This is a genomic window from Pontibacter sp. HSC-14F20 (assembly GCF_019599265.1).
Classification (GTDB): Bacteria; Bacteroidota; Bacteroidia; order Cytophagales; family Hymenobacteraceae; genus Pontibacter.
Genome location: NZ_JAHZTC010000013.1, coordinates 110,361 through 135,530, shown reverse-complemented (window position 1 = coordinate 135,530; position 25,170 = coordinate 110,361). Strand labels below are relative to the sequence as shown.

Below are 25,170 nucleotides of genomic sequence, written 5' to 3'. Positions count from 1 at the left end.
GTCAATAAATTCCGAGGAAAAAGAAAATCTGATATCACCTCTGCTTAATATTGTATGCGGAAATAGATGTGGAGGATTTTGGCCTTCTGAATATACCTGGCTTTCTCAGCCTATCCATACTTTGGAGTAGCTAACCCGGAGGTTAAGGTTGTTTTGCGGGCCGTCGGCTTACAAGGTTTTCCATTGAAGTCTAATTGCATTTGATATAATCTGAACAGTGATAAACTTATCAAATAAGAAAATACTGATACCGGCTATACCTGCCGTTCTGCTGGCCATGATCAGTGTGCAGGGCGGGGCTTCTATTGCCAAGCACCTGTTTCCGGTTTTAGGCGCCAGTGGTACGGCCTCGTTGCGGATCGGCTTTGCTACACTAATCTTACTGGCTGTCTTTAGAACCAACCTCTTTAAAGTAACCAGGCAGCAATGGTTGTACTGCCTGGCTTACGGCACCTGCCTGGGTGCCATGAACCTGGTTTTCTACTTTGCCATCAAGCGTATACCGCTGGGTCTGGGTGTTACCCTTGAGTTTACAGGTCCCCTTGTACTGGCCTTGCTGGGTTCAAGAAAACTGCTGGATCTGCTTTGGGTGCTGCTGGCAGGTATAGGAATAGCCCTGATTGCTCCCTGGCAAAACAATAATGTGGACTTAATAGGCGCTTTGCTGGCGATAGGAGCCGGAGCACTGTGGGCTGGTTATATTGTACTGGGCGGGAAGGTTTCGAAAGTGATGGAAGGCGGCGATGCGGTAGGTATAGGAATGCTCTTTGCCACCATTTTTGTACTGCCTATCGGTATTTTCAGTGGTGACTTAGCCGCTCTAAACGGGGAGCTGCTCTTAATCGGGCTGGCTGTTGCGCTCCTGACCAGTGCTATACCTTACACGTTGGAAATAAGCGCATTGCGGCAACTTCCTCCCAAAACCTTTGGCATCCTGATGAGTCTGCATCCGGCTTTTGCCGCTCTCTCCGGGTTGTTGTTTCTGGAAGAATACCTGAGCCTGACACAGTGGGCATCTATCAGCTGTGTTATTGCGGCAAGTGTGGGAGCTACTTACTTTTCAAGGAAGGCCTGATAAACCGGCAGCTGCCCAACGATTAATTGGCTGTTCTATACCTTATAAACCTGAACTTGCAGGCTCTGTTTCCTTTTTTCCTCCAGCAACTCCCGGGCTGCATCCGAACTCACCATCAGCCCGGCGGCCATCATAATGATATCTTTAATAACCAGCCTACCCGCGCCTGATAAATAGGGAAAACCATGGTCAGGCCCGCCAAGGTCAGGTACGTATACCTCGGGCGTGGTGATGAGAAAGGAAAGTGTAACGAGCGACATGACAAACGTGAGCAGGCCTCCGATTAAGCCCAGCTTTGCATGGAAGATGCCCAGCAATGTCAGCAACCCAATGCCTACGATCACCGCGCCCAAAGCATAAGAGAAGATATACGTTCCGTTTTCCTGATGCCAGGCAATGTTCCGCCCCACGACTTCTCCTTCCTTGTTTTTGTAGCTTTGGTAATCAGGGGCTGCTTTGGTATAGAAAAAACTCATGACAGGACTGTTTGCAACAAAGGGAACAATGCCGTCAGCTTCGTACTGGAACACTTTTAGTCCTCCTATCCAGGCCATCACAATGAAGATGGAAATCCTTGCAAAATGAATGAAATAGCGCTGTGAACCGGCCAGCAGCTCCAGCACAGGCTGTAGTGTATCTTTCATAGTGCAAAACTATCCTTTCTGTCAGCAGAAGTAAATGGACAGATATTGCTATTCCATGGACAGGTCTGCCACAATTGAGATACCTACCTTCTCCCGGAACGTGGTTGGCGACACGCCCGCGTGCTTCTTGAAAAAACGGCTGAAGTAGTGTTCGTCATCAAACTGCAGGGCGGCGGCAACTTCTTTAATGCTTTTATGGGTAAGATGTAATTGTTTCTTGGCTTCCAGCATCACCCTTTCCTGTATTAGCTGAGAAGGAGGCTTACCAAAATGCGTTTTAATCTTTTTGGTGAAAGCATTCGCCGACACGGCCATTTGGGTGGCGTAAAATGCTGTATCACGGTGTTCCAGGTAGTTCTGTTCCAGTAGCTCCCTGAACTTGTCGAGCGGATGAGGTATGGGGCTGGCTGATATCTGCTGATCCAGCTTTTTGATCTTACTCGAAATAGCCAGCATCAGCTGCAGATAGGTTCTGAGAATCGGTTCTGAATGGGCATCCCATTTTTCAAGCTCACAGTTGAGTTTGTCGAAGATGAAATCCAACTCGTCATCAGGTAAGTAGATGAAAGGCTGCCTGTAGATGTTATTGAACAACAGCCCGTTGCAGGCCACTTCGTTTTTGTGGTACTCGATGCAGTAGAAATCGCCATGGAAAGCCAGTTGCTTTATACTGAAGTCAGAAGTGCTCTCCAGGCTAATGTGCTGGTAAGGGGACGTGAACAAGGCAATCGGGCCATTAAAAGCATATTCAGTAAAATCGATGCTGATCACTCCCTCTCCTTCCAGCAGCATAATATGGTAGCGTTCCGTTGCCTGCCGTTGCCTGAAATGGGTACGACTGAGTATTTGCAACTGAAATAAATCGTGGAATGCTACCATATCTTTCAAAGGTATAACCAAATTTATTAAGGTATGAGCCCATCATCAAAGGATTTCCCAGCACCAGTACTTGTTAGCTTTATAACTTATACTTATGCTTCATCAGCTTAACAAGCGCCTTTTCTTTAGCGATATCAGGCTGATGGGCAGCCAGGTATTTCCAGACGCCATCGATGTGAACCAGCAACAACTCGGCTTCCAGTTCAGGGTTGCTATACCCTAGCACTTTGAAACACTCTGTCAGCCTGAGCTGGCAGGGCCGCATAAAGTTGTCGTGGTAGCGTGACGAAATGGGGTTGAGCGCTATGATCTTGTACTGCATGCGCCAGAAATCAGGGTTGGAGCGTGTGAGTTGTATCGGCAACTCAATCATGCTGCTGATATAGGCGCTCTCTGAGAGGCCTTTCAGGTATAGACTGGTCTCGGAAACGGCTGTCTGGTATGCTTTTTTAATGATGGTCTCCAGCAAATGGTCTTTTGTGCCATAGTGCTTAAAGATCAGCGCTTCAGATGTGTTGGCTTCTGAAGCGATTGATTTGGTGGAAGTGGCCCGAACCCCATTCTCCGTGAAAAGCTTCAGAGCCGCATCCAGTATTGCTTCTTTCTTGCTCATCTCTTCAGTCTAAAAAACAGCAGAGCAGCACTATACTCTTTCCAGAATAACCGCATAGCCCTGCCCTACTCCAACGCACATGGTAGCCAGCGCATAGCGCTTCTGCTGTCTTTTCAGGGAAAGAGCGGCACTATACACGATGCGCGTCCCTGACATACCCAGCGGATGGCCCAGGGCAACGGCGCCCCCATTCACGTTTACGCGGGCATCGTCATCAGCCAGCCCCAGGGCTCTTGTGCAGGCCAGGCTTTGCGCGGCAAAGGCTTCGTTCAGTTCAATGATGTCCATGTCCTCGAGTCGGAGACCGGCTTTCTGTAAGGCCTTTTCGGTGGCGGGCACAGGGCCGATGCCCATGATGCGGGGCTCTACGCCAACTACCGCCGAACTTACAATACGGGCCAGAGGTGTCAGGTTATACTTTTCCAGGGCTTCTCCGGAAACCACGTAAGTAGCGGCCGCACCGTCGTTTAAGCCAGAAGCATTGCCTGCTGTTACGGTGCCCCCTGCTTTAAAAGCCGGCTTCAGTTTAGCCAGTGTTTCCAGGGTCGTATTGGGCCGCACAAATTCATCTTTCGACACAACCACCGGTTCGCCTTTGCGCTGTGGAATCGTGACGGGTATGATCTCTTCTGCTAGTATTCCTTTTTCCTGCGCTTTTGTGGCCTTCATTTGTGAGTGATAAGAGAATTTATCCTGGTCTTCACGGGAAATCTGGTACATCTCAGCCAGGTTCTCCGCCGTGATGCCCATCGGATCTACGCCGTATATTTCCTTCATTTTAGGATTGACGAAGCGCCAGCCAAAACTCGAATCATGCATCTGGGAATCGGTGCCGAAGGCTTTGCTGGGTTTGGAAACGACCAGCGGACCACGCGTCATGTGCTCTACTCCACCGGCAATAAACACATCACCATCGCCTGCCCTGATAGCCCGGGCCGCATGCATAATAGCCGACATACCTGAAGAACACAAGCGGTTTACCGTTTCGCCGGGCACCGTAACCGGCAGACCAGCCAACAGACCAGCCATGCGGGCCACATTGCGGTTGTCTTCGCCGGCCTGGTTATGGCAACCGAGTATCACATCATCCACAGCGTTTTTCGGTATACCTGGATTTCGGGAAATCAACTCTTTAATGACCAGCGCCGCCAGGTCATCGGTACGGACAGGCGAAAGTGCCCCGCCTAGGTTCCCGATTGGCGTTCTGATCCCATCTATGATATAGGCTTCTTTGCTCATGACTTTAGTAAGTTTTACTTATTTTCTTTCTTCTCAGCTTCGTCAGGTAAATCGAGTCGCGGAAGTAGCTATTTTGCTGTAAGCGCTTCTTTGAATTTTGCGGTTGTCTTTGCCCGCACCTCTTCCAAAGTCGCCCCCGGCATCAGCTCTGTCAATGTCAGTTGCCCGTCGATAAACCGGAACACTGCCAGGTCTGTGATGATCATATCCACCGCTTTCAGGGCAGTTAGTGGCAAAGCACAGGTCGGAACAACTTTTGCCGAGCCGTCTTTGTTTGTGTGGGTCATTGTAATGATGAGCGTTTTGGCACCTGATGCCAGGTCCATGGCACCACCTACGCCCAGTAAAGGCTGACCTGGCACAGCCCAGTTCGCCAGATTGGCCTGTTCGTCTACTTCCAGACCACCCATCACGGCAATGTCCACGTGTTTGCCACGAATCATGGCAAAGGAATCGGCACTGTCGAAGTAACTGGAGCCCGGAAGCGCCGTAACCGGAATTTTTCCCGCATTCACCGGGTAATCCATCGCGCCACCACCATCTTTTGGCGACGGACCAACGCCCAGCATGCCATTTTCGGTGTGCATCACAATCCCGTCTTCCGGTGTTATCAAATCGGCCACCAAAGTAGGTATACCTATACCTAAGTTCACCACGTCCCCTTTTTTGAGTTCCTGCAAGGCGCGTTTGGCCATGTTCATGCGTGTCTCGCTTACCTTCCGCGAAGATGAGACTGAGGCCGAGGAACCCAGGTCTTCTGTGGTCAACGTTGCCTGTACAAGGTAATTTACATAAGAGCCCGGTGTGTGCACATGCTCTGGCGCAATCTCGCCTACCGGCACAATTTCTTCCACTTCCGCTATCACGATATCGGCCGCAGTTGCCATGGCACGGTTAAAGTTCTGCTCTGTCATGCGGTAGCTCAGGTTACCGGCCATATCGGCTTTCCAGGCACGCACAAAGGCCACATTACCCCGGATACCCTCCACGTATACCTGTTCTTTACCCTGTATCACTTTTGTTTCCCGGCCTTTTGCCAGTTCGGTACCGGCCGAGGTTGGCGTATAGAAACCGCCTATACCTGCGCCGCCAGCGCGAATGGCTTCGGCCAGTGTGCCTTGCGGCAGTAATTCGTATTCTACCTGACCATCCTGTGCCGCTTTCACCGCTTCCGGATTACTGGTAAAGAAAGAGCCGATCATCTTCTTGATTTGCCCGTTACGCAGCAATTTGCCACCGCCTATACCTGCCTCGCCAACATTGTTGCCAATGAAAGTCAAGTCTTTTGTTCCGGTTTCGGCCAGTGCGTGCATCAGGTGCACCGGATTACCCGTCATCCCGAAGCCGCCCTGCAGCAATATATCCCCGTCCTTAACCAAAGCAACCGCTTCTTCAAGGCTAATCTGTGGTACCGATTTCATATTGTATCATTGGTAAATTCTTAAATAAAAGTCGCCTTCGTTCTTGACGGCGTACAGCACGTTTTTGGCAAACTCAGCTGGCAATTCTACGCTGGAAAGGTGATTGGCCTCTAATTGCACATGCCGGGAGCGCGGAATGCCGGCCGCCAGAAATTCGCCATCTACGGGTGTGGTCACTTCGTCGATGGTGCCACTAATCACCAGCGTTGGCACTTTCAGTTTCGACAGCTCTTTCCGGAAATCCGCGTCGCGCACGGCGGTGCAGTTGGCGATGTAGCCCTGCAGGGCGGTATGGCCGAATTTTTCCAGCACATCACGAACTACATCCGGATGCGCCTGCCTGAAGGCTGGCGTAAACCAGCGTTGAGCCGTACCATCGAGTAAACTTTGCAATCCGCGTTCTTTCACCTGTGCGATGCGCGTGTTCCAGCCTTCGGCCGTTCCAATCTTCGCAGCCGTGTTGGCAATGATGATTTTCTTGAACCGATCCGGATGATTTATACCTAACCACTGCCCAATCAGACCGCCCATCGACAAACCGCAGAAGTATACCTTACCTATACCTAGATGGTCCAGCAAGCCGATAACATCCTGGCCCAATTCCGCTACTGTGACTGTATCAGCACTGATAGAACTCTGGCCGTGTCCGCGGGTATCGTAGCGTAGAATATTGAGGTGCTTCCGCAGGATATGCACAACTTTATCCCACATGGTCAGGTCGGTACCCAGCGAGTTGGAGAAAACGATGGTATTATCGTGCCCCAGGTTTTCATAGGTATAGAAGCAGTCGTTTCCGGCAATTTTTAAAGTAGGCATCTGGTTCGGGCTTAGGTTTTTAGCGTGGTCCGTGGGTGCGTTCAATCTCTGCCGCAAATATTCCTTCGCGCTCTTTGTGTACCTCAAAATCAAAATCAATGGAAGCAAAAGGCTCTTCGATGTTGAATTTCTCTTTCGCTTCGGCAGCAGAATAGCGTGTGATGTGCGGCACCAGTTCTTCGCGTGAAGCAAAGGCAAAGTCATCCCAGATCAGCGGATCGCCTTCAATATTGATTTGCGTGGTGAGTTTGCGATGCCCTGGCGCTGTCACAAAAAAGTGGATGTGGGCAGGACGGCTACCGTGGCGGCCAATCGCTTTGAGCAGCTGGTCAGTCGCGCCGCCCGGAGGACAACTGTAGCCGACCGGCATGATGCTCTTGAACTTATACCTGCCACTTTCGTCGGTGATGATGGCGCGGCGCAGGTTGAATGGCGGCTGCGATGAGTCGAATATAGAATACATACCTCTCAGGTTGCAATGCCATACCTCCACTTTAGCATTCGGCACCGGATTTCCGCTTTCATCGCGCACCTGGCCTTGCATATAGAGTCGCTCGCCCCCTACTTCTGCCTCTGTTTCGAGCTCGGCATAGCCTACTGATTCCGGTGAACCGGGTACGTACAGCGGACCTTCGATTGTTCTTGGGGTGCCGCCTGTTATACCTGCTTTGGCTTCGGCTTCGTCCATACGCAGGTCCAGGAAATGCTCCAGCCCGATACCGGCTACGACCAAACCCCATTCGTTGTTCCGGCCGGTGGTGGTCAGCCAATCTACTGCCTTCCAGATCTCTTCCGGCTGAATGTCCAGGTCTTCGATAGCGTAAAAAAGGTCGGTGGTGAGGCGGTTTACAATCTCTTTGATGCGTTCTGTGCCTTGTCCGGGTGCTTCTGTTGATTTGATTTTCTCAACAACAGCGTCTATTTGATGTCTTTCCATGGTTAGTTTATGCTAAGGTTTAGGTTGATTTGCTTTTTAAGGTATAAGGCGGGTTTTTAGTGGGCTTCCTCCTCGTTTTTGACAGAAGAGTAGTGCTGGCAGAGGGCCGTTACTTCCACCTGCATGAACGGGTATAGCGGGAGCGACATTAGGATGTCGTGCAGTTCACCGGCGCTGGCCACATTAAAAATGCTGATGTTGGCATACTGTCCGGCAATACGCCAGATGTGGGTCCATTTGCCCTGCCGCTGCAGATCCTGCGCGAGCGCTTTCTCTTTTGCCTTTAAATCCTCTACATAGACTTTATCTAAATCCAGCGGGATGTTCACTATCATGTGCACGTGAAATAGCATAGCTTATTTTCTTTTGAATTTTTCTACCTGATTCATATCCAGTTCTATACCTAGCCCCGGGCCCTGGGGAATTTCCATGATGGTGTTGCGGTAAGTCACTCTGGTTTTAACAATATCTTCGGTGAGCAGCAGCGGACCGAAGAGTTCGGTGCCCCAGTCGAGATGCGGCAGTGTGCTGAAAACCTGCGCCGAAGCCACCGTGCCCACCGTACCTTCCAGCATAGTGCCGCCATACAGGCTTATACCTGCTGACTGAGCAATAGCTGCCTGTTTCTGGATGTTGATGAGGCCACCGGCTTTTGAGATTTTCAAGGCAAAGACACTACCTCCGCCGATCTTGGCAAGTTTAAAAGCATCAGACACCGTGCCTGCTGCTTCGTCGGCCATAATCGGCACCTTAAAGTATTGTGTCAGGCGGGCGAGTCCGTCGAAATTGATTTTAATAATGGGCTGCTCGATCAAATCGATGCCTACCTCCTGCAGGAGCGCTATACCTTGTTTGGCGACACTTTCCGTCCAGGCCTGGTTGATGTCGACAGTCACTTTCACATCCGGACCCACCGCTTGTTTGATCGCACTCACATGACGAACATCAGTTTTCCAGTCGTGGCGCCCGATTTTGAGCTTGAACGTGTTGTGTCGCCCGTCTTCCAACAGCGCATGGGCCTCCTCTATATCCTTTTCGGTATCGCCGCTGGCCAGCGTCCAGAGCACGGGCAGGGTATTGGTTACAGCGCCGCCCAACAAAGTGGCTACCGAAACGCCGAGTCGTTTGCCTTGGGCGTCCAGGAGCGCGGTTTCAATAGCAGACTTCACAAAGTTGTTTCCTTTGATGTTGTAGTCCAGCAGGGCCATAATGGCATTGATGCTCAGGGCTGAATTTCCTTGTAGCAAGGGGGCAATGTAGGTGTCCAGCGTCAGCTTCATACCTTCCGGCGACTCATCCCCATAGCTCAGGCCGCCGATCGTGGTTGCCTCGCCTATACCTTCGATGCCGTCGCTGCAAAACAGGCGCACGATTACCATGGCCTGGTTGCGCATCACGGCCATCGACAAGTGGTGCGGGCGGATGGTTGGCAAGTCCACGATGACGGACTCGATGCGTTCTATCTGTATGTCTTTCATTTAGTTAAGTGTACGAGTATACCTTAAAATAAGCGTGTACTTACTTCGGCAAGTAACCACTCACTAAGCAATACAAATGTACTCGTACCCAGGCCGCGCGGATAGGACTAATGCGCTATAAACAAGACAAATCGAACAGATGGGGCTTAGCGCTTCTTCACGCCAATCATTTTGCGGAATTCGAGCGGGGTTTGGCCGGTTTTCTTTTTGAAAAGTCGGGCAAAATAGGCGGGATCGTCAAAACCGAGTGTGTAGGAGATATCGGAAATGTTGCTGTCTACATCCGAGAGCGCCAGCTGGGCTTTGGTGATGAAATAATCTATCAGGATGTCTTTGGGTGATTGACCGGCAATACTTCTGCAAATCCGGCTCAGGTGGCCGGTGGAGATAAACAGGTCGCGGGCGTACGCTTCGACACTCTTTTTGTAGGAGTCCTCTACCCGTATGAGTTGCTGAAACCGCCGAAAGTATACCTTGCTGATGTTGGAAGACGAAAAAAATGCTTGCTTGCCACCCAGCGAAATGCGGTAGAGTTGCACCAGCATCTGCCCGACGAGGTACTGCAGCATTAAGAGCCGCCCGGGAAACTGGCCGTTGAATTCATCTACGCACTTTTGCATGATGCCGAATACTTCGGTAGTAGCCGGCACTTCTGCAGTAACAGACACAATATGGATTTCCTCCATGCCAAAGATCACGTCGGCTTCGCGTTGCAACATATGCTCCAGCACCGTGTCAGCCAGGTTGATGATCCAGCCGGAAACATCTGTCTGATGCACAAAACCGTGCTCCATGTTTTTTGGAACAACGATAAAAGCAGGGGCTTGCACGAGCACTTTTTCCGTTCCATAGTGAAACTCAGTCTGGCCATCCTGCACGAGAAAAACCTGCAGAAAATTATTGTGCACATGCAGTTTTACCTGTCCAAGGTGCTGTTTCCCGATTTCCCCAAAAGGATACACATGAATCAGCCCTTTCGCAAATTCGATGGTGTTGGTGCCGTAAAGTCCTTTGTAAAATCGTTTTCCCTGCATATTTTAAGTTGGCATATTTCGCGACAGGAAGCAACTTAAAGATGAATTTAAGTCGGGCCGTTCAGATTTTGTTTAGATTACGTAATTTATACCTTGTGTGAGACAGTTGAAATCTGAACTATGGAAATCGGAATAACCACCTTCGTCGAGAATACCCCGGACCCTGCCACCGGAAAACTGCTTCACCCTTACGAAAGGATGCATAACCTGATGGAAGAAATAGAATTGGCAGATCAGGTTGGTTTGGATGTTTTTGCCATTGGAGAGCATCACCGGTCTGATTATATTGTTTCTTCTCCGGCCGTTGTATTAGCGGCAGCCGCTGTTAAAACCAAAAATATAAAGTTATCGAGCGCTGTCACGGTGTTAAGTTCGGATGATCCTGTTCGCGTTTTTCAGGATTTTGCGCATGTGGATCTATTGTCCAAAGGCCGGGCGGAGATCATGGCTGGCCGCGGCTCTTTTATCGAGTCTTTTCCGCTTTTTGGCAACAACCTGAAAGATTACGACACCTTGTTTTCAGAGAAGCTGGAGCTGCTGATCGCACTTAACAAAAGCGAGAAAATAACCTGGGAAGGCAAACACCGGCCGTCTATTGATAACCGAGGCGTTTACCCAAGGCCGTACCAGCAAGAACTGCCCATCTGGGTGGCGGTTGGTGGCACCCCGCAATCTGTGATTCGGGCTGCTACGCATGGCCTGCCCATGGCGCTGGCCATTATCGGTGGCGAGCCGGAACGCTTTGTTCCCTTCACTAACTTGTACAAGGAGACCTACAAAAAAGCCGGACACGACCCTGCTAAACTTCAACTGGCCATCAATTCGCATGGATTTATTGCGGACGATGCGCAAAAGGCTGCTGACAATTATTATGGCCCTTATGCCTATGTCATGAGTAAACTCGGGCGCGAGCGGGGCTGGTCAGATATGAACAGGGAGCATTATGAAGCGATGCGCGGTCCCACTGGCTCTTTGCTGGTAGGCAGCCCGCAGCAAGTGATCGATAAGATTTTGTATGAGTATGAGTTGTTCGGCAATACACGTTTCCTGTTGCATATCAGCGTGGGCACGTTACCGCACGCCAGCGTGATGCGAGCCGTAGAATTGCTTGGAACGGTGGTGGCACCGACTGTTAAAAAGGCTGTGGCAAAGGCAACGTCATAACCTCGTTTCGGGGAGGACCGCGGTATCCTTTTTTTTCATAGGGCTTTCCGGTCAGTTTCACTTCATAAGGTGTGCTGACACCCTTCAGATTCAGGCAATCGCAGCCAACTGCATAAAGTGGATTTTTAAGCAAACGATAAGTTACGCCTGAAATCAGGAAGTTGTTGTTCAGTTCTTTGGTGGCAGCCTGTATCCGTGCGGCTATGTTAACCGGAAATCAATCTCCGTGAGGTTGTGGCTCAACCCTATACCTACATTTCCTACCACCTCCTTTCCCACATACACACCTATTCCAATTTCAAAGGTATGATTGACGTAAGGATGTAAGTAGGTGTTGTAAGATTCTCAGATCTGCCAGAATTTTTAAGCCGGTCAGCACCACCGAATCGGCTGCTTGCCTTATTTTACTGTTCAGCCCAAAAACAGCATACAGCCCCATCTCCGGCTGTGTCTATCATCTCACCATCGTACTGGGCAATGGCATTTTTGAAAAGCGCCAGTTTAAAATGCATCCTTCATTATGACTATCAAGCAGAAAGGCCACCCTACTCTTTGGCGAATGTGCGGGTGCTTCTGGTTGTATCGATCGGACGGACCAACTTTTCGATTGTCTCGCGCTTGGGCTCCAGGAACGGCGGCAGGGACAGCTTCTCCCCCAGTGTTTCATAAGGTTCATCGCCCATAAAACCAGGTCCATCGGTGGCGAATTCAAATAAAATCTCCTGGGTTACCCTAACATATAATGACTCGAAGAAGTGACGGTTGACATAACCCGAAGTAGCGAATCCGAAGGCGTCCATGCGGGCAATCCACTCCTCGAGCGCTGTGCGGTCCGCCACCCGGAAAGCGACATGGTGCACCGTGCCATAACCCTGCCGGGCATCAGCCATTTTGGTATTGTGCTCTACCATAACGGATGCGCCGTTTCCGCCCTCTCCTACCTCAAACAAATGAAATGCACCCTCCTGCCCGGTCTCTTTGAACAACAACACTTTTTCGAGCATTTCCTTAAAGTAGTCGAAGTCCGCCACCCGGATAAAGATTGGCCCCAGGCCCGTAATGGCGTACTCCAGCGGAACGGGCCCATGTTGCCAGGGCGTGCCTGCTGCTATACCTGTATTGTTTTCATCTGAGATTAACTGGTAATGCTGCTCGTCGAAATCAACGAAGGAAAGCGTATACCTGTCAAATTGCTTCTGGATGCCAGCGTGTTTTACTTTTAGCCGATCAAAGCGCTTTTCCCAGTACGCCAGGGCCGCATCATTAGGTACCCGGAAAGAGGTTTTGGCAATCTCATTTGTCCCATGCACACCTTTCGGAATACCCGGAAAATCAAAGAAAGTCATATCGGTGCCTGCGCTGCCTTTGTCATCGGCAAAAAACAAATGGTAGGTCTGAATATCATCCTGGTTTACTGTTTTCTTCACCAAGCGCATGCCCAGTACATTGGTGAAGAAATCATAAATTTTCTCGGCACTGCTGGCTATTGCTGTGACATGATGTATTCCTTTCAGCTGGTTCATGCTGCTTGCTCTTAATTGATACTGAGACAGGTATAAGTTATATACGTATACCTATACGTTTATAACCAGGCTAACAGGTATACCCATTGAAATCAAGTCTGCAACGGAAGCCATGCATTTGATATCCGGTTTAGCGAGTGAGTATACCTTCAGGCAAATCTGAAAACCGCCATACCTTGTCAATAACTTTTTGCTGCCGTATCGTTTAACAAATGAAGGTCGCACGTCTTGCTCCTATACCTGTAAAAGCTAAGCTTGCCTGCATGTAAAACAACAGGCAGTGCTTCCAAAATTTAAAACAAAGGACTGACATGGAAAAGCAAAAACATAGTAGTCGTGAGCACACCAGTTTTCTGATTTTCTCCGCTTCGCTGCGTAATGGTTCCCTTAATACCAGGCTGGCAAAACTAGCCGCTACGGTTATTGAAAAACACGGTGGCACCGTGGACTTTGCCGACATGGCCGACTTTGACTGCCCAACGTTTAATCAGGACCTGGAAGTAGATAATTATCATCCTGAAGGTGCTGAAGAATTCCGGAAACGTATTCTGGCAAACGATGCCTTTATAATTTCCTCGCCGGAATACAACGGATCCATGCCCGGCTATCTGAAGAATATCATTGACTGGACCTCCCGTTTCCGGCCACAGCCTTTCCACCAGCACCATGCTTTGCTGCTATCCGCTTCTCCGTCCATGGCGGGCGGCAACCGGGGACTTTGGGCTCTGCGGGTACCTTTTGAGCACCTCGGCACCAGGGTATATCCGGATATGTTTTCCCTGGCTGCAGCCCATGAAGCTTTTAATGAGGATGGCAGTCTGAAGAATGAGACGCTGGCCAAAAGGTTTGAAGACAACTTGGTTGCCTTTATGAATTTGGTGGAAGCATCTAAACACTATCCGTGTATCAAAAAAGCGTGGGTGGAATTTCTTGGCGAAAAACCGACGAAGGAAACCGAGCGGGTGGAATAAAACTGCTAACTTGGATACAAGTATGAGCTCCGACCCAGTAATTACACTTGGAGCAGTCTTTTTACCCGATTACAAGCTTATCCTAATATAAGAGAGGATGTACAACTTATTCTTTCAGCATTTTAACAGCAAAGTCCAGCTAACAGAAGATGAACAGGCGCACATCAAAGCCTACCTTACTCTAAAAAAAATCAGGAAGAAGCAGTACCTGCTGCAGGAGGGTGATGTTTGTAAAATGATTGCCTTTGTGGAGAAAGGGGCTTTGCGCGCCTACTCTGTCGACGAAAACAGCAACGAGCACATCATCCAGTTCGGTTTGGAGGGGTGGACGATCTCAGACCTGTTCAGCTTCCTGACAGGCGAGCCCGCCACCTACAACATCGATGCCCTGGAAGACTCGGAACTGGTAATCATCAGCAAATCTGCACACGAGGAGCTATTGCAGACGATGCCCAAGTATGAAACCTTCACCCGACTCAATATTACGGGCGCCTATCTGGCCATGCAGCGCCGTCTGACTTCCATTATCAGTGCCTCTGTAGAGGAGCGCTACCAGGATTTCATTGCCCTCTACCCGCACATCGCTCAGCGTGTTCCCCAGCACATGATCGCCTCCTACATGGGCCTCACCCCCGAGACTCTGAGCCGTATCAGGAAACGGATCTCCAGCAAATAATAACCTGTCTCATTTCCTGAAAGCATTGATTTAGATCAATGCTTTTTCTTGACCGCACGCAATGCAGCGAGGCCTGGCGTGGTCGTACCTTTGTATTGTCAATTAGTAAGAACGATGAAGACAATGCAAACCATAGCGATCATAGGAGCCTCCGGAAGCATGGGGTCTGCTTTATCCAAAAGTCTGGCGAAGGGCAATTACCGATTGCTGCTTTGCGCCAATGACCTGGATAAAGTGAAGGCTGTAGCAGCGGACATCAAAAAAAGTTACCCTACTGCAGAGGTGGAGGCGATTGATTGCACCAGAGAAGCCTGCTGGGAGGCAGATATCATCATAGCAGCAATTCCTTTCGGAGCAGAGCAGGAAATGGCCGATAAAATCAGGGAAGTTGCCACGCAGAAGATCGTCATCAGCATTGCCAATCCGCTTAACGACACATACGATGGTTTGGTAACAGCACCCGATACCAGCGCGGCAGAGGAACTGCAAAAACTGCTACCCAATTCCAAAGTGGTAAAAGCTTTCAACACCACATTTGCCGCCGACTTTGCCACACCGGTGATCGATGGCAAACGAGCTGACGCGTTCATCGCAGGCAATGACGGGGAAGCGTTGCAGACCGTTTCTGAACTGGTAGAAACTGCCGGTTTCAATCCAGTTGTAGCAGGCGGCCTTACTGTGAGCAGAACTTTGGAAAGTATGCAGCAGTGCTGATTCAATTAAACATGAGGCACAGGTATAATTGGCTGGCAGGCTGGAAAATCCTGCATCAATAAGCACAACACTATAATTCTTATAACTATTTTAAATCACTTATTATGAAAAGAATATCCCTTATTTTATTCGCATTCCTGTCACTTACGGCATTCACAAACCTGAACGCTATCTGGACGAACGATGACGCGCACTCACAACTTGGCTTTACGGTAACCCACCTGGGCATTGCCGATGTATCGGGCACATTCAATGACTTCGATGTGAAAATCACTTCCACGAAGCCGGATTTCAGCGACGCAGTAGTAGAGTTGACCGCCAAAACAGCTTCTATTAACACAAGAGTAACGGACAGAGACAATCACCTGAAGAGCCCGGACTTTTTCAATGTTGAGAAATTCCCGACCATGAATTTTAAGAGCACCTCTATCAAGCAAGCAGGTAAAAATAACTACAAGCTGACCGGTAACCTGACCCTGAACGGCGTGACCAAGCCAGTGACCATGGATATGAAATACAACGGTACAGTAGAAAACGCGATGAACAAAAAGCAGACAGCAGGTTTCCAGGTAACGGGCACCATCAAGCGTTCTGACTTTAACCTAGGCAGCGGTTTCCCGGCTCCGATGATCAGCGACGAAGTGCGCATCAAAGCAGACGGTGAGTTTATCCAATAATAAATTAAGTACGAATCAGCTATGAGAAAGCTATTAAACGTGTACCAAAGCGCAAACAGCATTGATGTGGCGCTTCTGATAACCCGGGTAAGTATAGCCACCCTGATGCTCGGACACGGATGGCCAAAGCTGCAAATGCTTTTATCAGGAGGTCCGGTTCAGTTCCCTGCCCTGTTCGGGTTGAGCGCTACAGCCGTACTGATACTGGCTGTATTCGCCGAAGTGATTTGTTCGCTGCTGATCCTGATCGGTTTGGGCACCAGACTGGCTACCCTCCCCCTGATTATTACCATGCTGGTAGCGGTGTTCCTGGTACACAGTGCCGATCCGTTTGCCAAGCAGGAACTGGGGCTGCTATACCTGATGCCTTATATTGCATTACTGCTTGCAGGCAGCGGCAGGTATTCTCTGGATTACCTGCTGCTGCAAAGGGTACTGAAACCGGCCTACGTCAAAAGATTTTCGGTACAGTAAGTTAAATTTTGACGGGTGCTTCCTGGGTACTATTTCCCGGAAGCACCTTTAAATTAATCAAGCTGCCATGCAACTGAAACATTTTATTAAAACACTTTTAACAGGAGTAGCAGGTATGACGACATTATCCGCATTCAATAGATTTACAGACAACCTGAGTGAGCAGGAGCTGCTGATGCCGGTTCTTTTTATCGGCCACGGCTCTCCCATGAATGGCATTCTGGACAATGAATTCAGCCAGAAATGGACGCATCTGGCTAAAGCAGTACCCACACCTAAAGCTGTGCTGGTAGTATCGGCCCATTGGCTGAGCAAAGGTACCCGTATTACGGCCATGGATTTTCCTAAAACTATTCATGATTTTGGGGGGTTCCCGCAGGAGTTGTTTGATGTACAGTATAAAGCACCAGGTAGTCCGGAATTAGCAAAGGAAACGGCTTCCATTATCCAATCCACAGAAGTGGAACTGGACCACGACTGGGGGCTCGACCATGGCGCCTGGACCATTATCCGGCACATGTACCCCGAGGCTAACATACCTGTACTACAGCTCAGTATTGACTATACCAAAGGACCGCAGTATCATTATGAGCTATCAAAAGAGCTAACCAGCCTGCGTAAAAAAGGCGTGTTGATTGTGGGCAGCGGTAACATGGTACACAACCTGCGCATGGTGGCCTGGGATAAAATAAATGAGCCGGAGTTTGGCTTTGACTGGGCGGTACAGATGAACACCACTTTTAAAGACCTCATCCGAAACGGGCAGCACGACAAGCTGATCAGGTATGAGCAGCTGGGTCGGGAAGCCATGCTGGCTATACCTACGCCGGAACACTACTGGCCACTCCTCTATACCCTGGGCCTGAAAGGCAGCAAGGACGACGTTTCCTTTTTTAACGACAAAGTGGTAGGCGGCTCCCTGACCATGACCTCGGTGATGATCGGGTAATTCAGTAGAGCGAAGGTATAGCAGATAGCACCCGCTCGCTCTACTGAATTAAGCTTTTTAAATCGCTTTTAGCGCATCCTTTACAGCGACAGAAAGTGGCGTTGTAGGTCGCCCGATCAGTTTAGAGAGTTGGTGGCTCTCATCATACAAATCGTCCTGCGCTACTGAAACGTCCCAGTTGGCAATTGCTTTTGCCATACCTTCGGGTATACCGAAACCTGTGAGCGCGGCCGCATAATCAGATTCAGGTAAATTCCTGTAAGGGATTTCTTTACCTGTCTGCCGCGATATTTCTGCTGCCAGTTCGCTGAGGGTATAGGCTTCATCGCCAGCCAGTTCATAAACTTTTTCATCATGCCCTTCGGTGGTCAGAACGGCTACTGCCGCCTCGGCAAAATCGGCACGTGTGGCAGAAGAAATTCTACCCTCTCCTGCGCTACCAATAAAGGCACCGCCAGCAAGGGCACCCGGTATAGAGCCGGTATAGTTTTCGGTATACCAGCCGTTGCGCAGGATGGTATGCGGAATTCCGGAATCCTTCAGGGCCTTTTCTGTAGCGCGATGTTCGACACCTAAACTTACCGAAGTAGTATCGGCATGTAGCAGACTGGTATAAACGATACGCCTGACGCCACTTGCTTTAGCCGCCTCAATAATGTGCCCGTGTTGCGTGGCGCGCTTCCCTACTTCACTTCCCGATATCAGCAGCAGGGTATCTATACCTTGCAAAGCACTTTTCAGAGTTTCGGGCTCGTCATAATGGGCCTCACGTGCTTCTATACCCAGATCAGCTGCTTTTTGTGGGGAGCGTACCAGTGCAACCAGATCTTCGGGTGCTACTTTCTCTTTCAATTTTGATACAATAAGGCGGCCGAGCTGCCCGGTAGCTCCGGTTATTCCAATTTTCATGCTGATAGCTTTTTAGTTTTATTTCTGTTGTACGCAGAATCCAAAATTCAGAAAGTGTACTTGCTATAAATATTGATTAACAGGTTTTTACCTGATACAGGCTCTACCTCATTGCCAATCTTTCAACAGCATCCGGTTGCCTCATTTGCCGTACATAGGCAATTGCCAGGAGACCCTGATATAAAGCGATGTAGGTATAAAGTGTCAGATGCTGCTGGCAAGAGCGTTTAAACTTAGACATTTAACTAACATGGAGTTACTTCAAATAAATCTGGCTGAACTCTTCAGAACAGAAACCCCTGTGCTTGAACTTGTGTTGAGAGCTTCGGTCCTATACCTGGGCATTCTGTTGCTGCTGCGCATCGTGCCACGCAGGACCGGGGGAGAGCTCGCCACTATTGACCTGCTTTTTGTCGTGCTCATTGCAGAGGCCACAACGCACTCGCTCGGAGGCTATTCCTCCATCACAGAAGGCTTCCTTGTGATTCTGACATTAATGGCCCTGAACTATAGTATTAACCTGCTGAGCTACCACTCTTCACTCGTAGAAAAACTCATCTCTTACCCCCCGCTGCTCGTGGTAAAGGATGGCAAACTGCTGCGCCGCAACATGCGCCGTGAGTTTCTGACAGAAGAAGAACTGTTGGAGCATCTGCGAAGAGAAGGTATAGAAGATGTAAAAGAAGTTAAGGCAGCGCATGTTGAATCAGATGGGCATATCAGCTTTATCAAATCCGAGCGTTAACAAGATGACCATGTTGAAGCTACTTTTCAGTGTCCGGGTTGCCTTTTCATTGCAAAAGCGTATACCTGAACCAACCAGCTAACAGAATGATTTCCTGCTCAAAAACAGACGATAATTCCATTTCAGCCCACGGAAGCCAGTGAAATGTAGTATCTTTGTATTAACCTGATTGTGTGGTTTAAAAGGAAGCAAACCATACATTTCCGCTGAAACGGAAGGCTACATACCTGAATAACTATGAGTGCTAGCAGAAAATGTCCGAACTGCGGTCAGTGGTCACACTGGAACCAGAACCCTACCGACCGCTGCGAGCATTGCCAGAGCGTGCTTGACCCGGTGGCCGTTGCCCGCCAGCAAGAGCGGGAGGAGCGCCGGCAAGAGGAAGAAGAGCGTTTCTCCATTAAATTCATCGAATTAAACCCCGACGATCCCTGGTATACCCAGTTTTTTAAGCGGATCGGCTTGGGCTTCCAGATCGCCTTTGTATCCATTGTCTCCTTCCTTTTATGGCTGATCGCGTTGCTGGCCGGATAAGCTGGCGCACCCTCAGTCCATTGTTCTGGCTTTTGGCAGGGGTATACCTGTTGCATCTGGTGTGGCGCTGGCTCGAACTGCCCAGGCTGTGGTGGGTGCAGCATTACCTGGACGATTTGCTTTGCCTGCCGCTGGTGCTCACTGTCACTTTGTTTGTAATTCGCTTTTTCTACGGTCAGCAGCTGCGCCTCGCCTGGTACCATGTTGTTTTCACGGTTGTTTATTTTTCGCTTGCCTTCGAGGTGTTTTTCCCGAAATTCATGCCCCGCTATACCTCTGACTGGGTAGATGCCGCCCTCTACGCAGCAGGCGGTTTAATTTTCTACCGGTTTCTGAATAAATAAGCAGGGCGGTGCTGCTCTACCTTATTTACGCTGTACCGACTCTGTAAGCAAGAAGCGAAAAGCAAGCATTATACCTGTACTGCTTTTGCCGCACTCCGTTCACTAGCTTGCAACTTTTCATACTTTCTTCCAAAATACACCATCGAAAATGCAGTCAGCACAATGCCGATGGCAGACAGTCCGATCACGCTGTTGGAGAAAAACGTGACCCAGTTCAGCTGTACCTTAAAAATCTCTTTGCTGAACAGCACCCCCACGCTCCCCACATACCCAAACGAATCGGCTAGGTAAATCAGGAAACCGACGTTTCCGGTATACCTGAAAGCGGAGATCAACCGGTCGAAGAAGACGGCATTGAACGGGATGTACACCATGTACAAGCCCAGGCCCACCAACATCATCCACCACACCGGATCCATAGACTGAGCGGCAAAAAGCGCGGTTGAAATGCCGGCAATCGCGAAGCCAATTAGGATAAAAACGTGCGCTGTCTGCAGGGCCTTATAATTGTTTTTGATGAGCACCATGCTGCCGATCAGAACCAAGATGATGAGGGTGATAGGAGTTTCTGTTTTTGAGAAAATGGCTGGCTGATCGAAAAAGCCCAGCTCTTTCCACATTTCTGCCCCAAAATTATCGCGTATGTCCCGGAAGATAGTTGCAAAACAGTAGATGAGGACGCAGGCCACAATGCCGGCGAAAAACTCCTTCACAAAACGTTTCCGGTCTTCTTCGGTCATAGGGGCCCGCTCTGTTCGTAGCTGGATGTCTTCTTCGCTGGGTGGCGGAATCCTTTCCATCAGGAAAATAAAGAGCAGCAGCGGCAATGCGAAGACCAGACCGGTATAGAACGGCACCCAAAACTCCGACACGCCAAACTGCACCATCAGCCAGGCCCCCACCGACTTGACAAAGCCGGAGGCGAAGATGAAACTTACTGCTAATGTGGCCCCAATAAAATCAGTACTTCGCCTGCCCTCTACATAAGAGAAAACAACGCCCCAGAGCATGCCCAGCGGAAAACCGTTAACAAACAGAAAAGCAATGTTGTAAGGAGGCGGCACGAGGGCGAAAAACAGCCAGCTCAGCCAGGCTATACCTGTCAGGAGCAGAATAACGCCGCCCCGGCCCGTTCGTTTAAGCTCCGCTATATACTTGATGCCGTAGAATTTTGCCAGCAGATAACCCAGCACCTGACTGATCACCAGGATCGTCTTATAGCTATACCCGGCAATTTCCATTCCGTCGAAAGTGGCCACTGTGAAAGATTTCCGGAAGCCGAAGATCATGGTATAGGCAAAGAAAACCACCACGGCGGCGTAAAGTCCTACTTTAATCTGGCTGCTGTTTTTGTTGAAGAGTGCTGGCATTGACTTGAAGTATCCTGTTGAGGTTCTGCTTTCTTCCTAGAAATGTAGTGATTCTCGATGAGATTTCCCTAGTGAGCCCAGCCCTAATTTTACTAACTTGCCAGCTAGTTTGACAAAGCAAAAAAACAGTTTGAACAACCAGATCAGAAATCAGATAAAAGCCCTTGCGCTTTACCAGATCATCGGCGGCATTTTAGGTATAGCCCTCACCCTGTGGGTGATGTTCAGCGGCGAAATGTTTATTGACCAGACAGCACTGCGCATCGGTCTTTTCGCCGGCGGACTTTACATTTTTTCCATTCTTTGCGGACGCATGCTCTTCCGTAACCACAAACGCGGCCTCGTGCTCTCGCTCATCAACCAGCTGCTGCAGGTAGTGTACTTCTCGTTTGGAGCCTATGGCTTTCAGTATGTAGCAGGCTTGCGCATTGGTTTTGGCGTGGATATGGTCGAAGGCTGGATCTTTAAGTTCAGGCTGGCCCTCTCCTCTTTTCACTTCAGCATCGGCACCGACCTCGGCCAGAAGTTCATCGGAATCAACCTTGTTGCGCTGTTTTTGATTTTCTGGATCGAGCGTCTGATGGAGAAAACTCCCAGGTAGCGTGCCTGACAAAAAAAGAAATGAGCCCTGCGCTAAGTTACTCCAGGTATAGGTATAGCACGATCTCAAGCTTGATTCAAAAGCAAAAGCCCCGACCAAACGGCCGGGGCTTTTCATTTATACCTAGACAAGAGTCATTTGTCCTTAGACAAAGCTCTCCTTAAGCCTCAGGGTTCACATAAGCGGGATCACTGCCATGGTTGTCCGGCAGGTCACCGCCTTTGGCACGCAGCTCGGCCAGGCCCTTTTTACCATAGGCAATCCGGGTAATGACCACATACAATACCGGCACCACAAAGATTGCCAGGAAGGTAGCGGCCAGCATGCCACCAATCACAACCCAACCAATCGTCTGGCGCGATACGGCACCAGCACCGGAAGAAAGCGCCAGCGGCACCACACCCAAAATGAAGGCCAGCGAGGTCATGATGATCGGACGCAGACGAAGCTTTACGGCCTCAATTGTTGCCTCAATCAGTTCCATGCCCCGGTCCACGCGTTCCTTGGCAAACTCCACAATCAGAATGGCGTTTTTGGCTGCCAGACCGATCAGCGTCACCATACCGATCTGGGCGTACACGTTGTTGTCCAGCTTAGGCAGAAACGTCAGGGCCAGAATAGCGCCAAACATACCCAGCGGAATCGCGAACAGGATAGAGAACGGCACCGACCAGCTCTCGTAGAGCGCCGCCAGCAACAGAAGCACGAGCAGGATCGAAAGCGAGAAGATGTAGATCGTACTCGAACCTGCTGCACGTTCCTCACGGCTCAGCCCGGTAAACTCGTAGCCATAGCCGGCAGGCAGTACCTGCGCCGCCACTTCCTCCAGCGCATCCAGCGCCTGACCACTACTGTAGCCCGGGGCAGCACTGCCATTGATGTCCACAGAGCGGAAAAGGTTGTAGTGCGAAATCACAGCCGCATTCTCTACTACCCGCGAAGTAACCAAGGCACTCAGCGGCACGGATTCTCCCTGTCTGTTCATCACATAAAACTGCTTCAGGCTTTCGATGTCCATGCGGTAGGCGGTGTCGGCCTGTGCCACCACTCTAAAATTACGGCCGTAGCGCGTAAAGTCGTTCACGTAGCGGCTACCCATGTAGGTGGACATAGTGGAATAAATATCGGCAATGTTCACGCCCAGTCGCTTGGCCTTTTCGCGGTCCACGTCAATGTGGTATCCCGGTGTTTTGGCTGTAAAGAAACTGTACGCCATACCTATCTCAGGACGAGCATTGGCTGCTCCCAGGAACTGCCCCATCACCTGTTCCAACTCACGCACATCGCCGGCGGTGCGCTGCTGCAGCACAAACGAGAAACCACCCGAAGCGCCCAGACCAGGTATAGCCGGAGGCGCTACCAATCGCACGTTAGCCTCTTTGATGCCCGCTATTTTTTGCTGCACCTCGGCCATCACACCGTTCAGATGCGATGCCTCGTCTGTTCGCTGATCCCAGGGCTCCAGCTGCACGAAAAAAGTACCGCTGTTTGACTTAAATGAGAAGTTGATCGCGTTCAGACCAGCAATGGAGGTATAGTTCCGGATCGATTCCACGGAGCCCAGCTGGTTGCCAATCTCCTCCAGAATTTCAGAGGTTCTGCTCATAGAAGCGCCTTCCGGCAGCTCCACCGATACGAACATACGGCCTTCGTCCTCAGTCGGTATAAAGCCAGTTGGCTTAGTAGCGAATAGTCCGAAGGTGCCCACATAAATACAGATCAGGACGATGAGCACCAGCGGCGTTGCTTTGATACTCTTGCGTACGCCAACCGAGTACCGCTCTGTCGTGCGTGCAAACCAATTGTTAAAGTTATAGAAGAACTTGTTGATGCCGCGCGAGTCCTTATTCACGTTCATCGGCTTGAGCATGATCGAGCACAGTGCCGGCGTGAGGGTCAGTGCCACAAAAGCTGAAATCAACACAGAAATTGCAATCGTGATCGCGAATTGCTGGTATAGCCTACCCACAATGCCCGGTATAAAGCCCACAGGTATAAATACGGCTGCTAGAATAAGCGCAATGGCAATAACCGGTGCTGTGATATCTTTCATGGCCCTGCGTGTGGCTTCTCTCGCCGAGAGCTTCTCATGGTCGATGTAGTGCTGCACGGCTTCCACCACCACAATGGCATCATCCACCACAATACCAATTGAGAGCACGAAACCGAAGAGCGTGAGTGTGTTGATGGTAAAGCCCAGCGGAATAAAGAAGACGAATGTACCGATGATAGAAACAGGTATAGCCAGGATTGGAATGAGTGTGGCGCGCCAGCTCTGCAGGAACAGGAACACCACCAGGATCACCAGGATCAGGGCTTCTATCAGCGTCATGACAACCTCATTGATTGACACCTGCACCACCGATACCGTCTCAAAAGAAACGACATAATCCACATCGGCCGGGAAAGATGCTTTCAGCTCGTCCAGCGCGGCGTAGATGCCTTCGGCTGTTTCGAGGGCGTTGCTTCCAGGTGCCTGGTACAGGAGCATCATGGTAGCCGGGTTGCCGTTTATCTTCGACTGACGGCCATAATCAAAGCGACCAAACTCGATACGGGCTACATCGCGCAGGTATACCACCGAGCCATCGGCAGGGTTAGTGCGCACAATAATATCACCAAACTCCTCCTGCGTCTGCAATCGGCCGGTTACCGTGATCGGGTACTGAAAAGCCTGCGTGTTGTACTGCGGCGCACCGCCTACCGTACCGGCGGCTACCTGCAGGTTCTGCTCCTGTATCGCGGCCGTAATCTCACTTGCACCAATGCCATATTGCGCCAGTTTGTCGGGCTGCAGCCAGAGGCGCATACTGAAATCCTGGCCGATAGAAGTGATGTCCCCCACCCCGCTTACACGCATCAGGGCATCTTTGATGTAGATGTTGGTGTAGTTATCGAGGAACTGGATGTCGTGCGTGCGCTTTGGCGAGAAAATACCGATCACCATCATGATACTCGGGTTACGCTTACGCACCGTCACACCCAGTCGCCGTACCTCTTCCGGCAGCGTCGGCTGCGCAATGCTGGCGCGGTTCTGCACATCGAGCGTGGCAATGTCAATATCGGTCCCGATCTCAAACGTTACCGCCATGTTCATCTGGCCGGTACTCGTGTTGGTAGAGGTGATGTAGGCCATACCTGGCGTACCGTTGATCTGCGTCTCCACCGGTGTTGCCACCGATTGCTCCACCGTCAGGGCGTCAGAGCCGGTATAATTGGCCGATACTGAAACGGTGGGCGGCGAAATATCCGGATACTGCGTGACAGGCAAATTCATCATGGCCAGCGCACCCACCAGTACGATCACAATCGAGATCACCATAGCGGTGACGGGCCTTCTTATAAATACTTCTGAAATCATATTATCTGTTAATCTTCTGAAA

At 50.2% G+C, this 25,170-nt stretch carries 26 protein-coding genes; 12 read left to right on the top strand and 14 right to left on the bottom strand.

Features of this window, described 5'->3' with window-relative positions:
* Window positions 1–217: 217 nt before the first annotated feature.
* Complete coding sequence (locus tag K3G39_RS13825) at window positions 218–1,075, top strand: DMT family transporter (protein WP_220626756.1); 858 nt, start codon at window positions 218–220, stop codon at window positions 1,073–1,075.
* Between the two features lie 35 nt (window positions 1,076–1,110).
* Here the strand turns inward: K3G39_RS13825 and rclC are convergent, their stop codons facing one another.
* The 10 genes from rclC to K3G39_RS13775 form a co-directional block, all read right to left on the bottom strand.
* On the bottom strand, window positions 1,111–1,719 hold the full coding sequence (rclC, locus tag K3G39_RS13820; RefSeq protein ID WP_220626755.1) for a reactive chlorine resistance membrane protein RclC: 609 nt from the start codon (window positions 1,717–1,719) through the stop codon (window positions 1,111–1,113).
* Between the two features lie 48 nt (window positions 1,720–1,767).
* Entirely contained in the window at window positions 1,768–2,598 is an 831-nt protein-coding gene (locus K3G39_RS13815; RefSeq protein ID WP_220626754.1) for a helix-turn-helix domain-containing protein, read from the bottom strand.
* A 79-nt stretch (window positions 2,599–2,677) separates the two neighbouring features.
* Window positions 2,678–3,211: a TetR/AcrR family transcriptional regulator gene (locus K3G39_RS13810; RefSeq protein WP_220626753.1), complete on the bottom strand. Its 534-nt coding sequence runs from the start codon at window positions 3,209–3,211 to the stop codon at window positions 2,678–2,680.
* A gap of 30 nt (window positions 3,212–3,241) precedes the next feature.
* A complete protein-coding gene (gene pcaF, locus K3G39_RS13805) occupies window positions 3,242–4,450 on the bottom strand; it encodes a 3-oxoadipyl-CoA thiolase (protein ID WP_220626752.1) in 1,209 nt (402 codons plus the stop codon).
* Window positions 4,451–4,518: 68 nt separating this feature from the next.
* On the bottom strand, window positions 4,519–5,871 hold the full coding sequence (locus tag K3G39_RS21080) for a 3-oxoacid CoA-transferase (RefSeq protein WP_220626751.1): 1,353 nt from the start codon (window positions 5,869–5,871) through the stop codon (window positions 4,519–4,521).
* A gap of 6 nt (window positions 5,872–5,877) precedes the next feature.
* Complete coding sequence (pcaD, locus tag K3G39_RS13795) at window positions 5,878–6,687, bottom strand: 3-oxoadipate enol-lactonase (RefSeq protein ID WP_220626750.1); 810 nt, start codon at window positions 6,685–6,687, stop codon at window positions 5,878–5,880.
* A 19-nt stretch (window positions 6,688–6,706) separates the two neighbouring features.
* Window positions 6,707–7,624, bottom strand: coding sequence for a catechol 1,2-dioxygenase (gene catA, locus K3G39_RS13790; protein ID WP_220626749.1), 918 nt, complete (start codon window positions 7,622–7,624; stop codon window positions 6,707–6,709).
* Window positions 7,625–7,680: 56 nt separating this feature from the next.
* Window positions 7,681–7,977, bottom strand: a complete 297-nt coding sequence (catC, locus tag K3G39_RS13785) for a muconolactone Delta-isomerase (RefSeq protein ID WP_220626748.1) — start codon at window positions 7,975–7,977, stop codon at window positions 7,681–7,683.
* Between the two features lie 3 nt (window positions 7,978–7,980).
* Window positions 7,981–9,102: a muconate/chloromuconate family cycloisomerase gene (locus K3G39_RS13780; RefSeq protein WP_220626747.1), complete on the bottom strand. Its 1,122-nt coding sequence runs from the start codon at window positions 9,100–9,102 to the stop codon at window positions 7,981–7,983.
* 146 nt (window positions 9,103–9,248) lie between these two features.
* Complete coding sequence (locus K3G39_RS13775; protein WP_220626746.1) at window positions 9,249–10,136, bottom strand: helix-turn-helix domain-containing protein; 888 nt, start codon at window positions 10,134–10,136, stop codon at window positions 9,249–9,251.
* Between the two features lie 120 nt (window positions 10,137–10,256).
* Here K3G39_RS13775 and K3G39_RS13770 point away from each other — a divergent pair, with 120 nt between their 5' ends.
* Complete coding sequence (locus K3G39_RS13770) at window positions 10,257–11,300, top strand: LLM class flavin-dependent oxidoreductase (protein WP_220626745.1); 1,044 nt, start codon at window positions 10,257–10,259, stop codon at window positions 11,298–11,300.
* Between the two features lie 545 nt (window positions 11,301–11,845).
* Here the strand turns inward: K3G39_RS13770 and K3G39_RS13765 are convergent.
* The gene (locus tag K3G39_RS13765; protein WP_220626744.1) at window positions 11,846–12,823 is read right to left on the bottom strand and encodes a ring-cleaving dioxygenase; all 978 of its coding nucleotides are present in this window, start codon (window positions 12,821–12,823) and stop codon (window positions 11,846–11,848) included.
* A gap of 311 nt (window positions 12,824–13,134) precedes the next feature.
* Between K3G39_RS13765 and K3G39_RS13760 the strand changes: the two genes are divergently transcribed.
* The 6 genes from K3G39_RS13760 (at window position 13,135) to ygiD (ending at window position 17,284) form a co-directional block, all read left to right on the top strand.
* Window positions 13,135–13,794: an NADPH-dependent FMN reductase gene (locus tag K3G39_RS13760; RefSeq protein WP_220626743.1), complete on the top strand. Its 660-nt coding sequence runs from the start codon at window positions 13,135–13,137 to the stop codon at window positions 13,792–13,794.
* Between the two features lie 97 nt (window positions 13,795–13,891).
* The gene (locus K3G39_RS13755) at window positions 13,892–14,470 is read left to right on the top strand and encodes a Crp/Fnr family transcriptional regulator (protein WP_220626742.1); all 579 of its coding nucleotides are present in this window, start codon (window positions 13,892–13,894) and stop codon (window positions 14,468–14,470) included.
* Between the two features lie 114 nt (window positions 14,471–14,584).
* Window positions 14,585–15,184, top strand: coding sequence for an NADPH-dependent F420 reductase (locus K3G39_RS13750; RefSeq protein WP_255594337.1), 600 nt, complete (start codon window positions 14,585–14,587; stop codon window positions 15,182–15,184).
* Window positions 15,185–15,288: 104 nt separating this feature from the next.
* Entirely contained in the window at window positions 15,289–15,861 is a 573-nt protein-coding gene (locus tag K3G39_RS13745; RefSeq protein WP_220626741.1) for a YceI family protein, read from the top strand.
* A gap of 21 nt (window positions 15,862–15,882) precedes the next feature.
* A complete protein-coding gene (locus K3G39_RS13740) occupies window positions 15,883–16,335 on the top strand; it encodes a DoxX family protein (RefSeq protein ID WP_220626740.1) in 453 nt (150 codons plus the stop codon).
* Window positions 16,336–16,450: 115 nt separating this feature from the next.
* The gene (gene ygiD, locus K3G39_RS13735; RefSeq protein WP_220626739.1) at window positions 16,451–17,284 is read left to right on the top strand and encodes a 4,5-DOPA dioxygenase extradiol; all 834 of its coding nucleotides are present in this window, start codon (window positions 16,451–16,453) and stop codon (window positions 17,282–17,284) included.
* Window positions 17,285–17,341: 57 nt separating this feature from the next.
* Here ygiD and K3G39_RS13730 read toward each other — a convergent pair whose 3' ends face one another.
* On the bottom strand, window positions 17,342–18,193 hold the full coding sequence (locus tag K3G39_RS13730; protein WP_220626738.1) for an SDR family oxidoreductase: 852 nt from the start codon (window positions 18,191–18,193) through the stop codon (window positions 17,342–17,344).
* Window positions 18,194–18,443: 250 nt separating this feature from the next.
* On the opposite strand from K3G39_RS13730, the gene K3G39_RS13725 reads away from it, so the two are divergent.
* The 3 genes from K3G39_RS13725 to K3G39_RS13715 all read left to right on the top strand — a co-directional run bounded on the left by K3G39_RS13725 (window position 18,444) and on the right by K3G39_RS13715 (window position 19,816).
* On the top strand, window positions 18,444–18,938 hold the full coding sequence (locus K3G39_RS13725) for a DUF421 domain-containing protein (RefSeq protein WP_220626737.1): 495 nt from the start codon (window positions 18,444–18,446) through the stop codon (window positions 18,936–18,938).
* A 237-nt stretch (window positions 18,939–19,175) separates the two neighbouring features.
* Window positions 19,176–19,472: an RNHCP domain-containing protein gene (locus tag K3G39_RS13720; protein WP_220626736.1), complete on the top strand. Its 297-nt coding sequence runs from the start codon at window positions 19,176–19,178 to the stop codon at window positions 19,470–19,472.
* Window positions 19,445–19,816, top strand: coding sequence for a hypothetical protein (locus tag K3G39_RS13715; protein WP_220626735.1), 372 nt, complete (start codon window positions 19,445–19,447; stop codon window positions 19,814–19,816). Before K3G39_RS13720 ends, K3G39_RS13715 begins: the two co-directional genes overlap by 28 nt.
* Before the next feature lie 68 nt (window positions 19,817–19,884).
* Here the strand turns inward: K3G39_RS13715 and K3G39_RS13710 are convergent, their stop codons facing one another.
* Window positions 19,885–21,186 (bottom strand): DUF5690 family protein, encoded by a 1,302-nt coding sequence (locus tag K3G39_RS13710; protein ID WP_220626734.1) that lies wholly within the window; start codon window positions 21,184–21,186, stop codon window positions 19,885–19,887.
* 130 nt (window positions 21,187–21,316) lie between these two features.
* On the opposite strand from K3G39_RS13710, the gene K3G39_RS13705 reads away from it, so the two are divergent.
* Window positions 21,317–21,787, top strand: a complete 471-nt coding sequence (locus tag K3G39_RS13705) for a hypothetical protein (protein WP_220626733.1) — start codon at window positions 21,317–21,319, stop codon at window positions 21,785–21,787.
* 160 nt (window positions 21,788–21,947) lie between these two features.
* Here K3G39_RS13705 and K3G39_RS13700 read toward each other — a convergent pair whose 3' ends face one another.
* Window positions 21,948–25,148, bottom strand: a complete 3,201-nt coding sequence (locus K3G39_RS13700) for an efflux RND transporter permease subunit (RefSeq protein ID WP_220626732.1) — start codon at window positions 25,146–25,148, stop codon at window positions 21,948–21,950.
* Window positions 25,149–25,170: the final 22 nt, after the last annotated feature.

Excerpts from the sequence above, each read along its gene's own strand:
- K3G39_RS13760 (WP_220626743.1), top strand. The coding sequence starts at position 13,135 with ATGGAAAAGCAAAAACATAGTAGTCGTGAGCACACCAGTTTTCTGATT.
- pcaF (WP_220626752.1), bottom strand. The coding sequence starts at position 4,450 with ATGAGCAAAGAAGCCTATATCATAGATGGGATCAGAACGCCAATCGGG.
- K3G39_RS13770 (WP_220626745.1), top strand. The coding sequence starts at position 10,257 with ATGGAAATCGGAATAACCACCTTCGTCGAGAATACCCCGGACCCTGCC.
- rclC (WP_220626755.1), bottom strand. The coding sequence starts at position 1,719 with ATGAAAGATACACTACAGCCTGTGCTGGAGCTGCTGGCCGGTTCACAG.
- K3G39_RS13740 (WP_220626740.1), top strand. The coding sequence starts at position 15,883 with ATGAGAAAGCTATTAAACGTGTACCAAAGCGCAAACAGCATTGATGTG.
- K3G39_RS13745 (WP_220626741.1), top strand. The coding sequence starts at position 15,289 with ATGAAAAGAATATCCCTTATTTTATTCGCATTCCTGTCACTTACGGCA.
- catA (WP_220626749.1), bottom strand. The coding sequence starts at position 7,624 with ATGGAAAGACATCAAATAGACGCTGTTGTTGAGAAAATCAAATCAACA.
- K3G39_RS13750 (WP_255594337.1), top strand. The coding sequence starts at position 14,585 with ATGAAGACAATGCAAACCATAGCGATCATAGGAGCCTCCGGAAGCATG.
- K3G39_RS13720 (WP_220626736.1), top strand. The coding sequence starts at position 19,176 with ATGAGTGCTAGCAGAAAATGTCCGAACTGCGGTCAGTGGTCACACTGG.
- K3G39_RS13775 (WP_220626746.1), bottom strand. The coding sequence starts at position 10,136 with ATGCAGGGAAAACGATTTTACAAAGGACTTTACGGCACCAACACCATC.
- K3G39_RS13710 (WP_220626734.1), bottom strand. The coding sequence starts at position 21,186 with ATGCCAGCACTCTTCAACAAAAACAGCAGCCAGATTAAAGTAGGACTT.
- K3G39_RS13780 (WP_220626747.1), bottom strand. The coding sequence starts at position 9,102 with ATGAAAGACATACAGATAGAACGCATCGAGTCCGTCATCGTGGACTTG.
- ygiD (WP_220626739.1), top strand. The coding sequence starts at position 16,451 with ATGACGACATTATCCGCATTCAATAGATTTACAGACAACCTGAGTGAG.
- K3G39_RS13765 (WP_220626744.1), bottom strand. The coding sequence starts at position 12,823 with ATGAACCAGCTGAAAGGAATACATCATGTCACAGCAATAGCCAGCAGT.
- K3G39_RS13815 (WP_220626754.1), bottom strand. The coding sequence starts at position 2,598 with ATGGTAGCATTCCACGATTTATTTCAGTTGCAAATACTCAGTCGTACC.
- K3G39_RS13810 (WP_220626753.1), bottom strand. The coding sequence starts at position 3,211 with ATGAGCAAGAAAGAAGCAATACTGGATGCGGCTCTGAAGCTTTTCACG.
- K3G39_RS13755 (WP_220626742.1), top strand. The coding sequence starts at position 13,892 with ATGTACAACTTATTCTTTCAGCATTTTAACAGCAAAGTCCAGCTAACA.
- K3G39_RS13715 (WP_220626735.1), top strand. The coding sequence starts at position 19,445 with ATGGCTGATCGCGTTGCTGGCCGGATAAGCTGGCGCACCCTCAGTCCA.
- pcaD (WP_220626750.1), bottom strand. The coding sequence starts at position 6,687 with ATGCCTACTTTAAAAATTGCCGGAAACGACTGCTTCTATACCTATGAA.
- K3G39_RS13725 (WP_220626737.1), top strand. The coding sequence starts at position 18,444 with ATGGAGTTACTTCAAATAAATCTGGCTGAACTCTTCAGAACAGAAACC.
- K3G39_RS13730 (WP_220626738.1), bottom strand. The coding sequence starts at position 18,193 with ATGAAAATTGGAATAACCGGAGCTACCGGGCAGCTCGGCCGCCTTATT.
- catC (WP_220626748.1), bottom strand. The coding sequence starts at position 7,977 with ATGCTATTTCACGTGCACATGATAGTGAACATCCCGCTGGATTTAGAT.
- K3G39_RS13700 (WP_220626732.1), bottom strand. The coding sequence starts at position 25,148 with ATGATTTCAGAAGTATTTATAAGAAGGCCCGTCACCGCTATGGTGATC.
- K3G39_RS21080 (WP_220626751.1), bottom strand. The coding sequence starts at position 5,871 with ATGAAATCGGTACCACAGATTAGCCTTGAAGAAGCGGTTGCTTTGGTT.